15 protein-coding genes are annotated in these 15788 nt (G+C 55.8%); 8 read left to right on the plus strand and 7 right to left on the minus strand.

Translation table 11 applies throughout. The annotated features are described in order from the left end of the window. Positions 1 to 36 precede the first annotated feature (36 nt). Positions 37 to 915, minus strand: coding sequence for a LysR substrate-binding domain-containing protein (locus WBY09_RS05940; protein WP_197145639.1), 879 nt, complete (start codon positions 913 to 915; stop codon positions 37 to 39). A gap of 149 nt (positions 916 to 1064) precedes the next feature. Here WBY09_RS05940 and WBY09_RS05945 point away from each other — a divergent pair, with 149 nt between their 5' ends. Together WBY09_RS05945 and WBY09_RS05950 are read left to right on the plus strand one after the other, a co-directional pair. Next, complete coding sequence (locus WBY09_RS05945) at positions 1065 to 2306, plus strand: aromatic ring-hydroxylating oxygenase subunit alpha (RefSeq protein WP_197145638.1); 1242 nt, start codon at positions 1065 to 1067, stop codon at positions 2304 to 2306. A 10-nt stretch (positions 2307 to 2316) separates the two neighbouring features. Further along, positions 2317 to 3378 carry a hybrid-cluster NAD(P)-dependent oxidoreductase gene (locus WBY09_RS05950; protein WP_336232251.1) on the plus strand — a complete coding sequence of 354 codons (1062 nt, stop codon included), beginning with the start codon at positions 2317 to 2319 and terminating at the stop codon, positions 3376 to 3378. Here WBY09_RS05950 and WBY09_RS05955 read toward each other — a convergent pair whose 3' ends face one another. After that, the gene (locus tag WBY09_RS05955) at positions 3379 to 4398 is read right to left on the minus strand and encodes a GlxA family transcriptional regulator (protein ID WP_336232252.1); all 1020 of its coding nucleotides are present in this window, start codon (positions 4396 to 4398) and stop codon (positions 3379 to 3381) included. It lies immediately after the preceding gene. A 97-nt stretch (positions 4399 to 4495) separates the two neighbouring features. Here WBY09_RS05955 and WBY09_RS05960 point away from each other — a divergent pair, with 97 nt between their 5' ends. The 6 genes from WBY09_RS05960 to WBY09_RS05985 all read left to right on the plus strand — a co-directional run bounded on the left by WBY09_RS05960 (position 4496) and on the right by WBY09_RS05985 (position 11685). Then, positions 4496 to 5749, plus strand: a complete 1254-nt coding sequence (locus WBY09_RS05960) for a sarcosine oxidase subunit beta family protein (RefSeq protein WP_008889546.1) — start codon at positions 4496 to 4498, stop codon at positions 5747 to 5749. Positions 5750 to 5760: 11 nt separating this feature from the next. After that, the gene (locus tag WBY09_RS05965; RefSeq protein WP_008889547.1) at positions 5761 to 6063 is read left to right on the plus strand and encodes a sarcosine oxidase subunit delta; all 303 of its coding nucleotides are present in this window, start codon (positions 5761 to 5763) and stop codon (positions 6061 to 6063) included. Further along, positions 6060 to 9053, plus strand: coding sequence for a sarcosine oxidase subunit alpha (locus WBY09_RS05970; protein WP_336232253.1), 2994 nt, complete (start codon positions 6060 to 6062; stop codon positions 9051 to 9053). Before WBY09_RS05965 ends, WBY09_RS05970 begins: the two co-directional genes overlap by 4 nt. Positions 9054 to 9068: 15 nt before the next feature. Beyond that, positions 9069 to 9620: a sarcosine oxidase subunit gamma gene (locus tag WBY09_RS05975; protein ID WP_197145635.1), complete on the plus strand. Its 552-nt coding sequence runs from the start codon at positions 9069 to 9071 to the stop codon at positions 9618 to 9620. 170 nt (positions 9621 to 9790) lie between these two features. Further along, positions 9791 to 10729, plus strand: coding sequence for a 2-hydroxyacid dehydrogenase (locus tag WBY09_RS05980; protein WP_197145634.1), 939 nt, complete (start codon positions 9791 to 9793; stop codon positions 10727 to 10729). Positions 10730 to 10833: 104 nt separating this feature from the next. Further along, positions 10834 to 11685, plus strand: a complete 852-nt coding sequence (locus WBY09_RS05985; RefSeq protein ID WP_336232255.1) for an urea carboxylase-associated family protein — start codon at positions 10834 to 10836, stop codon at positions 11683 to 11685. A gap of 63 nt (positions 11686 to 11748) precedes the next feature. On the opposite strand, the gene modC is transcribed toward WBY09_RS05985, so the two are convergent. The 5 genes from modC to WBY09_RS06010 all read right to left on the minus strand — a co-directional run bounded on the left by modC (position 11749) and on the right by WBY09_RS06010 (position 15787). Beyond that, on the minus strand, positions 11749 to 12879 hold the full coding sequence (gene modC, locus WBY09_RS05990) for a molybdenum ABC transporter ATP-binding protein (protein WP_286791968.1): 1131 nt from the start codon (positions 12877 to 12879) through the stop codon (positions 11749 to 11751). Then, positions 12876 to 13568: a molybdate ABC transporter permease subunit gene (gene modB / locus WBY09_RS05995; protein ID WP_286791969.1), complete on the minus strand. Its 693-nt coding sequence runs from the start codon at positions 13566 to 13568 to the stop codon at positions 12876 to 12878. The genes modC and modB overlap by 4 nt, the downstream gene beginning before the upstream one ends. Next, complete coding sequence (gene modA / locus WBY09_RS06000; RefSeq protein WP_286791970.1) at positions 13565 to 14365, minus strand: molybdate ABC transporter substrate-binding protein; 801 nt, start codon at positions 14363 to 14365, stop codon at positions 13565 to 13567. Before modA ends, modB begins: the two co-directional genes overlap by 4 nt. A 150-nt stretch (positions 14366 to 14515) precedes the next feature. Then, complete coding sequence (locus WBY09_RS06005) at positions 14516 to 15034, minus strand: hypothetical protein (protein ID WP_008889555.1); 519 nt, start codon at positions 15032 to 15034, stop codon at positions 14516 to 14518. Between the two features lie 63 nt (positions 15035 to 15097). Continuing rightward, positions 15098 to 15787 carry an exonuclease domain-containing protein gene (locus tag WBY09_RS06010; RefSeq protein WP_063088810.1) on the minus strand — a complete coding sequence of 230 codons (690 nt, stop codon included), beginning with the start codon at positions 15785 to 15787 and terminating at the stop codon, positions 15098 to 15100. Between the last annotated feature and the right edge of the window lies 1 nt (position 15788).

Below are 15788 nucleotides of genomic sequence, written 5' to 3' on the forward strand. Positions count from 1 at the left end.
TGTGGCGATGTGCTGCGCTTGCCGTTTCCCGTTATCTCAGGCGGCGTCGATCAGCCAGTCGACAAATATGCGGGCCTTTTCGGATGCGCGCGGATGGACGCGTAAATAAAACCCCATCGGCGAGGGGATTTCGTCAGGCACAAGTTTGATCAGGCGCCCGTCTTCCAGCAGCGGCCCAACCAGTTCGTCCCAGCCAAGCACCGCACCGACGTCATCCTGTGCGGCCTGTAATGCAATCGTGTAATTGTTGAGCTTGAAGCTGCGGCCCTTTGGGGCCGGACGTCCCAATGCACGGAACCAGTCGGTCCATGTTGTCCAGTCGGTTTCCTCGTTATGCAGGTGGATCAGGGGCGCACGCAAAAGATCATCAATCGTTTCGATGTTTTGTTCTGCCTTAAACGCCGGTGTGCCGATGGCGGCCACGCGATCCTGAAACAGTTTGTAGTATCCCTCCGCCCCATCATCAGGGTTGCTGTAATGGATGCTAAGATCACAATACCCGGTCATGCCGGGCACATCCGAGACAATTTGCGACACCGTGATATTGGGATGAATTTTCCAAAAGGCGGCAATTTTTGGCGTAAGCCAAAGTGAACTGACGGCTGTTGTCGTGCGGATTGTGACATCAACCGTTTCGGGTTGATCGCGCAATTGGATGACCGTATCGGAAATGGTTTCAAAGCCCCGTTGCAGGGCGACGAGAAGGAACGCGCCTTTCTCGGTCAGCTCCACCCCGCGGTTGCGGCGAATGAAAAGGGCGCTGCCAATATCGGCCTCAAGTGCCTTGATCTGGTGGCTTACAGCCGCGGGCGTGACATTAAGTTCTGCTGCCGCATCCTTGAAGCTCATATTGCGTCCCGCCGCCTCAAAGCAGATCAGGGCGTTTATTGAAGACAGATCATATGGGCGGGCCAACGGCCTCTCCTGAAAACAATACAGGGTAACTTGTGTGAGTTTTTCAGATTAGTTCAACTAAACCAAGATGAAAATTAATGCCGTTGTAAATCGTGGCGTGAGGTTCACACTTTTGGTTGCTTCCAACCATCAAGAAACGGATTTCCGCCATGCCCGTTATGCCGCATTCAGTCCAAGAGCTTTTGGCGCGTCGTGTTCCCGGATATTCCCTGGAACAGCCGTTCTATACGGATCAGTCGATCTTTGAACTCGACCTTGAAAACATTCATTACAAGGAATGGCTGTTTGCGGTCCCGGCATGTGAAATACCCAAGGCGGGCGATTACGTTATTTATGAAGTCGGTGCTTATTCCGTCGTGATCGTGCGCGGCAATGATCAGGTGGTGCGTGCCTTTCACAATTCATGCCGTCATCGCGGCTCGGTTCTGTGCAAAACCAAAAAGGGCCGAAATCCAAGGCTGGTTTGCCCGTATCATCAGTGGACCTATGACCTTGATGGCAAGTTGCTTTGGGCGCGTGACATGGGGCCGGATTTTGATAACTCAAAATTCGGGTTAAGCCCGGTTCATTGCCAGGTGATCCACGGCTTGGTCTATATCTACCTGGCTGAAAATGCGCCGGATATCGAACCGTTTGCCAAGGCCGCCGAACGCTATCTTGCGCCACACGATCTGGAAAATTCCAAGGTCGCGTTTGAAAGCAAGATTATCGAAAAGGCCAACTGGAAGCTGGTCTGGGAGAATAATCGGGAATGCTATCACTGCGGGGGGAATCACCCATCGCTGTGCCGGACCTTCCCGGAAGATGCGCGCGCGATTGGCAGCACGTCCGATGGTGTTGTGGCCGGTGTGCTTGATGATCATGTGGCCCGCTGCGAGGCGGTCGGCGCGCCATCTGCCTATCAGATGGCCGATAGTGGTGAATGGCGTCTGGTGCGTGTGCCGCTTTTGGGGGAAGCAGAAAGCTACACGCTTGATACCAAGGCGGCTGTCAGTCTGCCGAACTCCAACATCCCGTTTAAAAATGCCGGATCGCTTTTGAAGTTTCATTATCCGTCAACCTGGAACCATTTCCTGTCGGACCATGCGCTTGTTTTCCGTGTGACGCCGATCAGCCCGATGGAAACGGAAGTCGTCACCAAGTGGCTTGTGCACAAGGACGCGGTTGAAGGCCGTGACTATGATCTGAAACGTCTGACCGAAGTCTGGCTTGCGACCAATGCCGAAGACAAGGAAGTGGTCGAAAACAATCAGCGTGGCATTGCGACACCAGCCTACAAGGTCGGTCCGTATTCCGAAATCCACGAAGCCGGTGTTGCCCAGTTTGGCAACTGGTATGCGAAAACCCTGTCTGACAGGCTGGCCGAAACCAGATTGATCGCGGCGGAGTAGGGCGATATCTGTGATTGAAAAACCAAAGCTTGCCTTCTGGTCGGACGCTGAGGAACTGGAATGTGTTTCGTTCCTGCCAGAAGCCCCCAATGTCATGACATTTTGCTTCCAGTCGGTATCGGGCGCGTTGTTCAGCTATGACCCGGGGCAGTTTTTGACCCTGGAGCTGCCGGTGCCGGGTGGGCCGCTTTATCGGACCTATACCATCTCGTCCTCGCCATCGCGGCCGACATCCTTGACCGTCACGGTCAAGGCGCAGGCAGGCTCGGTCGGTACGCGCTGGATGCTGGATAATTTGCGTCCGGGCATGCGCATTCGGGCCAAGGGACCGTCTGGCAGCTTTTCACTGGTTAATCATCCGGCGGATAAATATCTGTTCATTTCGGCGGGCTCGGGCATCACCCCGATGATGTCGATGACGACCTATCTTTATGACGCCGGGCGTGATCCCGACATTGTCTTCGTTAATTGTGCGAAACGCCCGTCCGAGATCATCTTTCGCGAACGTTTGGAACACAGCGCGTCGCGGATCAATGGCATTGCCCTGAAATGGGTGGTGGAGGAAGCCGATCCCTACAAGCCGTGGACCGGGTATTTGGGGACATTCAATCAGCTGATGCTGGGTCTGATGGCGCAGGATTATCTTGAACGTGAAGTGTTCTGTTGCGGTCCGGAACCGTTCATGCAGGCGGTGCGCGAGGTTCTTGTCGGGCTTGGCTATGATATGGATCGCTACCATCAGGAAAGCTTCCACGCGCCAACACTTGAAGCAGAAGACATTCCCGATGATGTCGTGCCTGATGAAGACAGCAAGGCGGTCATCGCATTCACCGCATCTGGCATCACGGCAAATTGCACCCAAACCGATACCGTCCTTGCCGCGGCGCGCACGGCAGGCCTTGTGATCCCGTCAGGCTGTTCGATGGGGATTTGCGGGACGTGCAAGGTGCGCAAGACCGAAGGGCAGGTTCATATGGTCCACAATGGCGGGATCACGGACGACGATATCGAGGAAGGCTATATCCTTGCTTGCTGCTCGAACCCGATCGGGCAGGTCACTATCGATGCCTAACTAAGGCTGGGCCGTCGGAATGTTGTTTCGGTATTCCGACGGGTTCATGCCGATTTCGGCCTTGAAGGCATGAATGAAATGTGATGCGTCGCAAAAACCGGTGCTAAGTGCTATCTGAGTTGTTGTTTTTCCCGTTTCGCCCAGCAGCTTCTTGGCGGCATCAAGCCGGATGCGCAGCGCCGCTCGTGACGGTGAAATGCCGACGTCAGCATTAAACGCCCGTTCGAGCTTACGGCGTGTGACGCCAAGTTTTTCGGCCATTTTGGCGACGGTTTCGGGCGATTCAATATTCTGGCGCATCCGCAATAGCGCCTTTTTGACCAGTGCGTCTTTGGCAACCAGATCGGTCTGAAAGCCCGGTTGCGGATTTTCGCCGGTCATGGCCTCGTTGATGATCATGATGCTCAGACTCTTGGTCGCCGCCGTGCGCCCGATGTGCTTTTCCACCACCCAGGCCGCCAGATGGGCCGCGCCATGCCCGCCCGAACAGGTCAGGCGATCCCGATCCACGACAAAGATTTGATCGGAAACCGGTTGGGCGGCCTCAAACCGTGCGACGAATTCGTCATGGTGAAACCAACTTACACAGCATCGGTATCCTTCAAGCAACCCCGCTTCATACAGCGCGAACACCCCGGTACACAACCCGATCAGGTTTTTGCCCTTGGCCGCAGCCGCCTTGAGATAGGCAATGCAATCAGATGAAAACCCGCCTTGTTCTTGAATAAGGCCGCCGACAACCACGATATAGTCGTAGTCACCGGCATTGCGCAGGCGCGTGTCGGGCTGCACCTTGACCCCGCAACTCGATCGCACCGGGTTCATGGTATCAGACAGCACCGTCCAGTCGCAGTGAATGGGTCGCGAACGGTCCGCTTCATCCGCCGAAAGACGCAAGACATCGACAAAACTGGCAAACGCTGTCAGCGTGAAATTGTCTGCCAGCAGAAAGGCGACGCGAAGGCGCTTTTTTGCATTGGGTTTACCGGGGTTTGATCCCGGGCTCGAAAAAGAGTTCATGGCAAAAATATACAATGAAATTGTCGCAATTATCCAGTCCGCAGAGCATGGACATTGATAGAGTTCCGGCAATGGTAAATCGGGGGATCGTATAATCATGACCCATTTTTCTGCGCTATCGCTTATCAAAAACGCCCTTAGCGGCCAAAAAAACTGGGAGCCGCAATGGCCCGACAGTGAGCCGAAGGCCGAATACGATGTCATCATCGTCGGCGCGGGTGGTCATGGTCTTGGTGCGGCTTATTATCTGGCCAAGGAACACGGCATCACCAATGTCGCCGTGATCGACAAGGGCTGGCTTGGCGGTGGGAACACCGGTCGTAACACGACGATCATTCGGTCGAACTATCTCTATGACGAAAGTGCCAAGCTTTATGACCACGCGCTTGATCTGTGGGATGGGCTGAGCCAGGAGCTGAACTACAACGTCATGTATTCGCAGCGCGGCGTTTTGATGCTGGCGCATAACGTTCATGATGTTCAAAGCTTCCAGCGCCACGTACATGCCAACCGTCTGAACGGTGTCGATAACGTCTGGCTGTCGGCCGAGGAAGCCAAGGAATTCTGCCCACCCCTCGATATTTCGCCGACGGCTCGCTATCCGGTCGTTGGTGCAGCCCTTCAGCGTCGCGCGGGTACTGCCCGCCACGATGCGGTGGCATGGGGTTATGCCCGTGGGGCGGCGGCACGCGGTGTTGATATCATTCAGAACTGCCCGGTAACCGCCATTCGCCGTGGCCCGGATGGCCGTGTCACCGGTGTTGAAACCGCCAAGGGCTTCATCGGTGCGAAAAAGGTTGCCGTTTCGGCTGCTGGTCATACCTCGGTCGTGATGGATACGGCGGGTGTTCGTATGCCGCTTGAAAGCTATCCGTTGCAGGCGCTGGTGTCCGAGCCGATCAAGCCGATCTTCCCCTGTGTGGTCATGTCCAACAGCGTGCATGCCTATATCAGCCAGTCTGACAAGGGCGAGCTCGTGATCGGGTCGGGCACCGACCAGTACACCAGTTATTCCCAGCGTGGCGGCCTGCCTCTGATCGAACATACGGTTGCCGCGATCTGCGAGATTTTCCCGATCTTCAACCGCATGCGCATGCTGCGTAAGTGGGGTGGTATCGTCGATGTGACCCCGGACCGTTCAGCCATCCTTGGCAAGACGCCGGTACCGGGTCTTTATGTCAACTGTGGCTGGGGTACCGGCGGGTTCAAGGCGACCCCGGGTGCCGCGCACACACTGGCATGGACCGTCGCCAAGGATGATCCCCATCCGGCCAACGCGCCCTTCACCCTTGAACGTTTCAGCACCGGCCGTCTGATTGACGAAGCCGCTGCTGCCGCTGTTGCGCACTAAGGAGACCGGACATGCTTCTGATCCATTGCCCCTATTGCAATCAGACCCTGCCGGAACTGGAATTTACCTATGCCGGTGAAGCGCATATTGCACGCCCGGCCGATCCGTCGTCGGTCAGTGACGAAGAATGGCGTGATTTCCTGTTCATCCGGACCAACGTGAAGGGCCCGCATTATGAACGCTGGCGCCATTTCCATGGCTGCGGTCGATATTTCAACGCTGTACGTGACACGGTTAGTGACCGGTTCCTGATCACCTATAAAACCGATGATCCTCGTCCTGAACTGTCCAAATTGTTGGAGAAATCGAAATGAGCAGCTTCCGCGTTTCCGGGCGTGGTCGCATCGATCACACCCAACCCATCCAGTTCACCTTTGACGGCAAGAAGATCAAAGGTTTCAAAGGCGATACCATTGCATCGGCATTGCTCGCCAATGGTATTCACCTGATGGGTCGTTCGTTTAAATATCACCGCCCGCGTGGTGCCGTGACCGCCGGTTCCGAAGAACCGAACGCACTGGTCGGCACGCGCCGTGGTCCGGGCCGGTTTGAGCCGAACACCCGTGCAACCGTTCAGGAAATCTGGGACGGTCTTCAGGTCAACAGCCAGAACCGCTATCCCAGCCTGTCATTCGACGTTGGTGCGATCAACGACAAGGCCTATATGCTGTTTTCGGCCGGGTTCTATTACAAGACCTTCATGTGGCCGAAATCCTTCTGGGACAAGGTTTATGAGCCGTTTATTCGTGCGGCGGCCGGTCTTGGCGTTTCGCCGACCGAACCGGATCCGGATCACTATGCATCGCGTTATCTGCATACCGATGTTCTGATCATTGGTGCCGGTCCTGCCGGTCTTGCTGCTGCCCTAACGGCGGCGCGTGCCGGATCGCAAGTGACCCTTGTTGATGAAAACCCCGAAGCGGGTGGGTCGCTTCTGTCTGAGCCATCAGTGATGATTGAAGACATGCCGGCATGGGATTGGGTTGACAAAACTGTGGCGGAGCTCAAAGAGCTTGGCGTCAAGGTCATGACTCGCACGACCGCGATTGGCTATTACCATCAGAACATGGTTGGTCTGTGTGAAAAACTGACCGACCATCTTGCTAGCCCGGATGCGGAAACGCCGCGTGAACGCATGTGGCGTGTCCGCGCCAAGCAGGTTGTTCTGGCGCAAGGCGCGCTGGAAAAGCCACTGGTGTTTGATGGCAATGACCGCCCGGGCGTGATGCTGGCTGGCTCGGCCCAGACGTACCTCAACCGTTATGGCGTGCGGGTTGGCAACAAGGCCGTCATCGTTACCAGCCATGACAGCGCGTGGTACGCCGCCTTTGATTTGGCCGATGCCGGTACCACCATTGCTGCCATCGTCGATACCCGTTCCGAACCGAATGCCGATCTGATTGCCGAGGCCACCAAGCGTGGCATTCGCATCATGGCCGGTCATACCGTTACCGGGACCGAAGGCCGCCTGCGTGTCAAATCGGTTCGGGTCAATCCTGTGACCGGATCATCCGTTGGTGCAGCCGAAATGATCGGTTGTGATTGCCTTCTGATGTCGGGGGGCTGGACGCCGTCGCTGCATCTGTTTTCCCACACCAAGGGAACGCTTAAGTGGGACGACGAACGCCAGACCTTCTTGCCCGATCACAAGGCAGAGGAATGCGAAATCGCCGGTGCAGGCCGTGGCTTGTGGGGCATTGAAGCGGTCCTGAATGACGGGGCTGAAATGGGCGCGGCTGTGGCCAAAAGCCTTGGCAAAAAGGCCAAGGCGGCAAGCTACGGCGTTGCCAATGACCGTCCGGGAACCGGTGTCAGCCACAAGGAACTGCCGACCGATCTGGATGCTGGCAAGGCACGTGCCTTTGTCGATTACCAGAACGACGTGACCGCCAAGGACCTTCGTCTGGCGGTACGCGAAGGCATGCGTTCGATCGAACATGTCAAACGCTACACCACCAACGGCATGGCAACCGATCAGGGCAAGATGTCGAACATCAACGGCCTGAACATTGCCTCTGACGCATTGGGTGTGCCGCAGCCGAAAGTTGGTCTGACGACTTTCCGTCCGCCTTACACCCCGACGACCTTTGGCGCCTTCTGTGGTTATCACAAGGGCAGTCACTTCGAAGTGACGCGTAAAACCCCGATTGACAGCTGGGCCGAAGAAAACGATGCGGTTTATGAGCCGGTTAGCCTGTGGCGCCGTGCCTGGTACTTCCCGAAAGACGGCGAAGACATGCATGCCGCCGTGTCGCGCGAATGCCGTGCGACGCGTGCAAGTGTCGGCATCTTTGATGCATCGACCCTTGGCAAGATCGAGGTGGTTGGCCCGGATGCGGTGGAATTCATGAACCGCATGTACACCAACCCCTGGACCAAGCTGGCACCGGGCCGGGCACGTTATGGCCTGCTTTTGGGTGATGACGGGTTTATTCGTGATGACGGCGTGATTGGCCGTCTGGCCGATGATCGCTTCCATGTCACCACCACGACCGGTGGTGCGGCACGTGTTCTGAACATGATGGAAGACTACCTTCAGACCGAATGGCCTGACCTTGATGTCTGGTTGACCTCAACGACCGAGCAGTGGGCGACCATTGCGCTGAACGGCCCGAATGCCCGAAAGGTGCTTGAGCCGTTTGTCGAAGGTCTTGATATGTCTGATGAAGTCTTCCCGCACATGTCAGTTGCCGAATGCCGCGTTGGCGGCTTCCCGGCGCGCCTGTTCCGCATCAGCTTTACCGGTGAAGTCGGCTTTGAGGTCAACGTTCCGGCCCATGCCGGTCGGGCACTTTGGGAAATGCTGTTCGAAGCAGGCAAGAAATACGATATCTGCCCCTATGGGACTGAAACCATGCACGTGCTGCGTGCCGAGAAGGGCTATATCATTGTCGGTCAGGACACCGATGGCACGGTCACCCCGCATGATGCGGGGCTCGGCTGGGCAATCGGTAAAATGAAACCTGATTTCGTTGGCAAGCGCGGTCTGGCGCGTCCGGATCTGGTTGCCGAGGGCCGCAAGCAGTTGATCGGTCTTCTGACCGAAGATGGCAAAACCAAGCTTGAGGAAGGGGCACAGATCGTTCTTGATCCGAACCAGCCCAAGCCGATGAGAATGGTCGGTCATGTGACATCAAGCTACCACAGCGATGCGGCAGGTCGCCCGATTGCCATGGCGCTGCTTGAAGACGGTTTCAATCGTATGGGTGAAACCATTTACATTCCGATGCCTGATCGTGTGATCAAGGCGACCGTCACCGGGACCGTGTTTTACGATCCCGAAGGCGAACGGTTGAAACTTTAGGCGGGGAACAGAAAAATGACGGTACTTACACACGCATTTACGCCGGGTCCGATCGTTGCTTCCGGACCGGTTAAACTGACCCTGATGGCACCAGTTGCCCGTTTCTCGCTACGTTTGCGGGCGGCCAACATTCCGGCCGTATCCAAGGCGATTGGTGTTGATCTGGCAGCCACGGTTGGTGCACGTGCGGCCAAAGGCACGACTGAGTCCATCTGTCTTGGCCCGGATGAATGGCTGATCATTGCCAAGCCGGATGATGCCGACACAGTGACCAAGGCGTGCGCGGATGTCTATGCATCGGCAACCCACAGCCTGACCGAGGTGTCGGCCCGCGAAGTCACGGTCCGCATCGAAGGCGAACGTGCTGCCGAGCTTCTGACAATCGGTTGCCCGCGCGATATCGACAGCATCCCGGTTGGCGGTGGCTGCCGTACGGTGATTGATGGTGTGACGGTTGTTCTGTGGCGGGATGCCGAGCAAAGCTTCCGCATGGATATCTGGCGTTCTTTTGCCCTGCACATCATTGATCTGCTGTGCACCGGCTGCAAGGAGTTCGCGGCAGAATAATCTGCATTGGGGCGGGGATTTGGCGATTGCCATTCCCGCCCTTATTGTGTCCAGGCAAATGTATTGGGTTGAATGTGGTTTCCTGGCGGTATGAAACTGCGCATCAACTTGTCTCAGGTGATTGAGGCGGCTAGTCTTTGGGGCACACGCAGCCACCGAAAGACGCCCCAATGATACGTTCCGTCCTTGCCCTTCTTGATATCCGCCCCGTCTATACGGCCATGTTGGCAGAACGCCACGATCTGCATCGTTATGACCTGATTGAGAACAAGCAGAAATTTCTTGATGAAATGGGCGATCAGATCAGAGCAGTTGTGACATCCGCGCGCTTTGGTGTTCCGGAAGACTTGCTGGCGCAACTGCCGAACCTTGAAGTGATTACAAGCTTTGGCGTTGGGCATGATGTCTTTGATCTTAAGGCACTGCGTGACCGCGGTATTCGTCTTACAACCACACCTGACGTTCTGACCGATGATGTTGCTGACACGGCGATCATGTTGATGCATGCCACCTTGCGGCAGCTTGTTTTGGGCGATGACTGGGTACGCAGTGGAAAATGGGCCGCAAACGGCCCGATGGCACTGACCAGAAGTGTGCGCGGCAAGAAGCTTGGCATTGTCGGGTTGGGCCGGATCGGAAAGGCAATTGCATCACGCGCAGTGCCAAGCGGGGTCGAGGTCGGCTATTTTGGACGCAACAAGAAAGATGTCGCGTACCGGTTCTTTGATGATCTGATGGCACTCGCGACATGGTCGGATATTTTGGTGTTGTCCTGTCCCGGTGGGGCCGCGACCAACGGGATCGTCAATGAAGCGGTGCTTGATGCCCTTGGCAAAGATGGTGTTTTGATCAATATCGCACGGGGATCGGTGATGGATGAACCGGCTTTGATCCGGGCGTTGCAGCATGGGTTGATTGCCGGCGCGGGACTTGATGTTTTTGAAAATGAACCTGATATCGATCCGGCATTTGCCAATCTTGATAACGTTGTGCTCTATCCGCATCTGGCGAGTGGGACAATGGAAACCCGCGATGCCATGGGCCAACTGGTTGTCGATAATCTTGAAGCGTGGGACGAACGCCAAGAATTGATCACACCGCTTGTTTAGTTGTTCGTATGATCTGCCAGTCAGCCCTGTTGAAACAGGCTTGTGTCAACAGGTCACTGTGCCATTCTGTCGCCCATCTATTTTCCTGTTATCGAGGCCACCCCATGACTTTCAAGCCCCAGCATAAAACCCCAACAGACGCCGCAGAGCGTCGCGCAATAAAGCCAGTTGTTGTTTATCCCAACGGAACCTTGCCTGAGCCCGACTTTGCGACGCTCGCCGAATTCAAGGCATCAATGAAGAAAGTGAACGAGGTTATCGTCCCGCCGCGCGATGCCCGCACGTTTCATGTACCCAAGGGATACTTTTTCCGCATTGTCAGTGTCGATGGGCCGCAGGTTGGTGATTTGAACCTTTGGAATGCCAATGACCTGAAGGAACGGTTTTTCAGCGGTAAGACCCGTGCCCTGCATCGGACCCACCTGACCACAGGTGACCGTTTGTGGTCCAACATGCCCTATCTGCGTTCGATGGCGCTGATCAGTGAAGATACGCTGGACTGGTATGGTTTTGATGAGGATGGCGGCAGTGTCCATGACGTGATTGGTACCCGCTGCGATCCGTTCACCAACCGGTTGCTGTCAGGCAATGATTATCACCATTGCTGTCATTCCAACCTGTGCCGGGCTTTTAGTGATGAGACCGGCATGTCGATGCAGGAAGCCGATCACTATGTGCATGATGTGTTGAACGTCTTCATGTGCACCGGCTTTACCAAGGACACCCATCGGTATTTCATGAAGGCAAGCCCGGTACGCCCGGGGGACTATCTTGAAATGTTTGCCGAGATTGATTTGCTGGGCAATCTGTCGACCTGTCCCGGTGGGGATTGCAGCACCGGTCATTCAAGTGATGAAGCCGCCTGTTATCCGTTAAAGGTCGAGATCTATGAAACCGATCCGGCCTTGCAGGATAAATGGGATTGGCCAGCACCCAGTGCCTATCAGCATCCTTAAGCCTTAAAACAAACCCCCGTCGAAGATACCGGCGGGGGTTTGCCGTTTCCTGGTGTGTCAGTTTTAGCGATCGCGCAACTGCCCATTGACAGTGACCGATTTGATCACGGCAAAGACTTTTTGATGGGGCTGCAGTTTTAAGCGTGATCCCGACCATTTCGTAATGCGGGCATGAATTTTGGGACGGCCACTGGTTTCGGCCAAAAGGGTGGCATCCGCATCCTGACCAAAGCACATTGTCACATCGATGGTGTCACCGGGCTCGTCACTGATTTTGGTGACGGTGACGGGAATGATGTTGTTCGCACTGATATCGTGCGGCGGGGTACGGGCAATCATGACATCACGGGCGCGAATATGCAGTCGGACACGATCACTTTTCGGACGGCCCAGATAGGGCACGACAAGTCGTTGCCCGCCACATTCAAGGAAGCTGACCTCGGCCTTGGGGTCACGGCTGACAATCCGGGCGGCCAGAACCGTTCCGGCGTCAAAGCGCCCGGCAAGCGGCGCCAAGTCCGTGCGGCCCAGCATTTCAAAAACGGAGCCAGTCGCAAGTGTTTTGCCCTGATCAATGATAACCATGTGGTCGGCAAGGCGGGCGACCTCGTCAATCGCGTGGGTGACATACAGGATCGGTATCTTCCTGTGGTCACGCAACCATTCGAGATAAGGCAGGATCTCCTGTTTGCGGGCGTGATCAAGGGCCGAAAGCGGCTCATCAAGTAGCAATACATCCGGATTGGACAAAAGTGCACGCCCAAGTGCCACCCGTTGCTTTTCCCCGCCAGACAGAAGGTTGGGTCGGCGATCCATCAGATCCCAGATATCAAGCATCTCGAGGATGGCCTGTTGTTCATCCTGTGGCAGTTTGTGGGGATTGCGGCGCGCCCCGTAAAACAGGTTGTCGCGCACCGATTTGTGCGGGAACAGGCGATTATCCTGAAACACGCAGCCAACCCGACGCTTGCGAGCCGGAAGGTTGATGCCACGTGAATGTTCAAAAAGTACATGATCGTTGATTTGAATATGGCCGCGATCCGGGCGGACCAAACCGGCAATCATGTTAACAAGCGTCGTCTTGCCGCTGCCTGAGGGGCCAAACAGGGCGGTTATACCCGGTTCAGGAATATTGAATTCGGCGGAAAGCCTGAAAGTCTTGAGACTGCGTTCAACATTGACACCGATGCTCATGACGCGGCCCTCTTGCGAATACGACGGAGCGCCAATTCAGACAGAAGCAACCCGGCAAAGGCCAGCCCGATTGAGAGGGCTGCCAAGCGCGCCGCGGCCAGTTCGCCGCCCGGTGTCTGGATCGCAGTATAGATCGCCAGTGGCAAGGTACGGGTTTCACCGGGGATGTTCGAGACGAACGTGATGATCGCGCCGAATTCGCCAAGGCTTGCGGCAAAGGCGGTAATGGCACCGGCAATGATACCCGGAAGTGCCAAGGGCAATGTCAGCGAAAAGAACCGGTCAATCGGCCCAGCGCCAAGGGTTTCGGCAGCCTGATAAAGACCCGGATTGACGTTTTCCAGGCTCAGTCGAATGGCGCGGACCTGAAACGGGAAGCTTACGATCGCCGATGCCAGTGCCGCGCCCGTCCAGCTAAAGACAAAACGCTGATCGAATGTTTCATACAGCCAAGCGCCCAACGGTGCCCGTGTGCCCAAGGCAATCAGCAGCAAATAGCCCATCACAACCGGTGGCAGGATCAGCGGTAGATGCACAATCGCATCAAGAATAAAGCGCCCTGGAAACCGACCGAGGGCAAGCGCAGTTGCGACGATAATCGCAAAGGGCAGTGCACAAGCAACAGCAACGCCTGAGATGCGGAAGCTTAGCAGAAGTGCCTCGATTTCGGCGGGGGTTAAGCTGATCATTTTCCGGGTACGTTGGCTTGCGTTGTTGCAACGGGTTCAAAGCCATAGTCGGCAAAAATGCGGCCCGCGTCATCCCCCAAAAGCCATAGCAGGAATTTCGTGGCTTTGCTTTCGGACGGATCACCCGTCAGGGCAACAGGATAGGTAATGACCGGGTGACTGTTTTCGGGAAAGGTGCCGATGATTTTGACGTTATCGGAAATACCGGCGTCAGTTTGATAGACGATGCCAATCGGTGCTTCGCCCCGTTCAACCAGCGCCAAGGCCGCACGAACATTGTCAGTACGCGCAAGTCTTGGTGCAACCGTTTCCCACTGCCCCAAAGATGTCAGTGCCTGTTTGGCATAAATGCCGGCCGGCACATGGTCCGGGTCGCCGACTGCAATGCGATCACTGGGTCCGATCAATGCTGTCAGGTCTGAAGTATCGCCAATTTTAATCGGGCTAAGATTGCTATCTTTGGGGGCGACAATAACCAGACGGTTTGTCAGCAGGTCATGACGACTGCCGGGGACAAGCAAACCCTGATCATTTAACCAGGTCATCCATTTTTCGTTGGCAGAGATAAAGATGTCGGCCGGCGCGCCTGCGGCAATCTGGCGCGCCAGTGTCGAAGAACTTGCCACTGACAGGCGTATTGTATCACCGGTTTCCTTTTCATAGGTGGCGGTCGCAGTTTCAATGGCGTTGGTCAGGCTTGTGGCGGCAAAGACGGTGATATCGCGCGCGCGAGCCGCCGTTGAGATGCTGCCGACAAATACAACCGCGATCAGAAAGAAGGCGACTGTAGATGGCAATGGGGATCGAAAATGGGGCATATGGACCCGTAACTTAGGAAAAAGGGCGCGTTTGCATCACTATAGCCGAAATCAGTTTTGTTGCCACACATGACAAGGCTCGCCACAGGGCGGGCCAAAGGTTGTCCGATTTCGCGATGGAAACAGCGTTCAGGAACAGACCGCCGCGCGCAGGGGGTCGTCGGCATCCATATCAAACCATTCATTCATCGCGGTCGGGAAACCGTTGCTGTCGAGTGACGTATCGGGTGTGATATAGCCACGCCGTCCTTGCGCGCAATCAACAAGATGGGTCAGGGCAAGGGTTTCGCCGCCCTTGCGCAGCAGCAGGGTCATGACGCGTTTTTCATCGGGGTTTTGGGGATTGGATACCAGTTTTTCGCGATCAATCGCCGTAAAGCGGTTGGTCGGTGCGGAAACCAGTGTCCAGGGCGCGAAAATGTTTTCGTCAGTAAAGGTCTGAATGACGCTGATGGTCTGAGGCAGGCGGGCCTCGTAGCGATCAAACCATGTGTATTCATCCCAGATCATGTAGCCAAACATCGCAATCGCTGCGACGAGCGGAATGACATATTTCGGTGCCTTGCGGCCCCAAAGCCGGAACAGCAACATGACCACGCCAGCCGACGCAAACCCGATAACAACGGTTGAGAAGATAAACACGTACATAGGCTGGTGGCTCCCGATCTGCTGTTATTATTGGTGGGGCATTTTTTGAGCCCTGGTAATCGATTAGCGCAGTATCCGGTCGAGCTCAAGTTCGCCTTTCGGATCACGTTTGGCGATTTGGGCCAGAAACAGGCCCGATGCGGCAATCGCGTCAGACAATGCGTTATGGGCCCGGAAAGGGGGCAGGTTATGATTTCGGCGCAATGTATCAAGCCTGAGCGCCCCGGATTTCATGGTTTCACCGCTGCGCCGGATGTCACGCAGAGCCAAAACCAGGGTATCGACCGTCGGGATTTGCAGTGGCGCGCCAAAGAACTGTTTGCAGGCCTGGCCAAGGAATCCCAGTTCAATCGGCGCATGGTGGGATAGCAGAACCCGGCCAGCCATCTGGGGCAAAAGATGCTCAAGGGCTGCTTCAATGCTTGGGGCATCGGCGACATCGCTATCAAAGATCCGGTGGACCACGACCGAGCTTTCGCTAAGCTCCTTGGTTGGCCGCACCAGAATATGTTCGCAACTTGAAAAATCGACCGAAAGCTGACGGATAATCACCCAGCCGAGGCTGACGATTTCGTCCTTTTTGGGATCAAGGCCGGTGGTTTCAAGATCAAGAGCGATGAATTCGGTTTCCATCACGGATCTTTCAGGATCGGCAGGCGGCACATCGTAATAGGTTCGCAAAGGCCCGGTTGCCTTGCGCTGGATGAAGTCACGATACAGCCGACTGTCGAGGATTTTCTGGCGCAATCCCATA

Origin of the sequence: Thalassospira sp. CH_XMU1458 (genome assembly GCF_037027205.1) — a bacterium.
GTDB classification, from domain to species: domain Bacteria; phylum Pseudomonadota; class Alphaproteobacteria; order Rhodospirillales; family Thalassospiraceae; genus Thalassospira; species Thalassospira tepidiphila.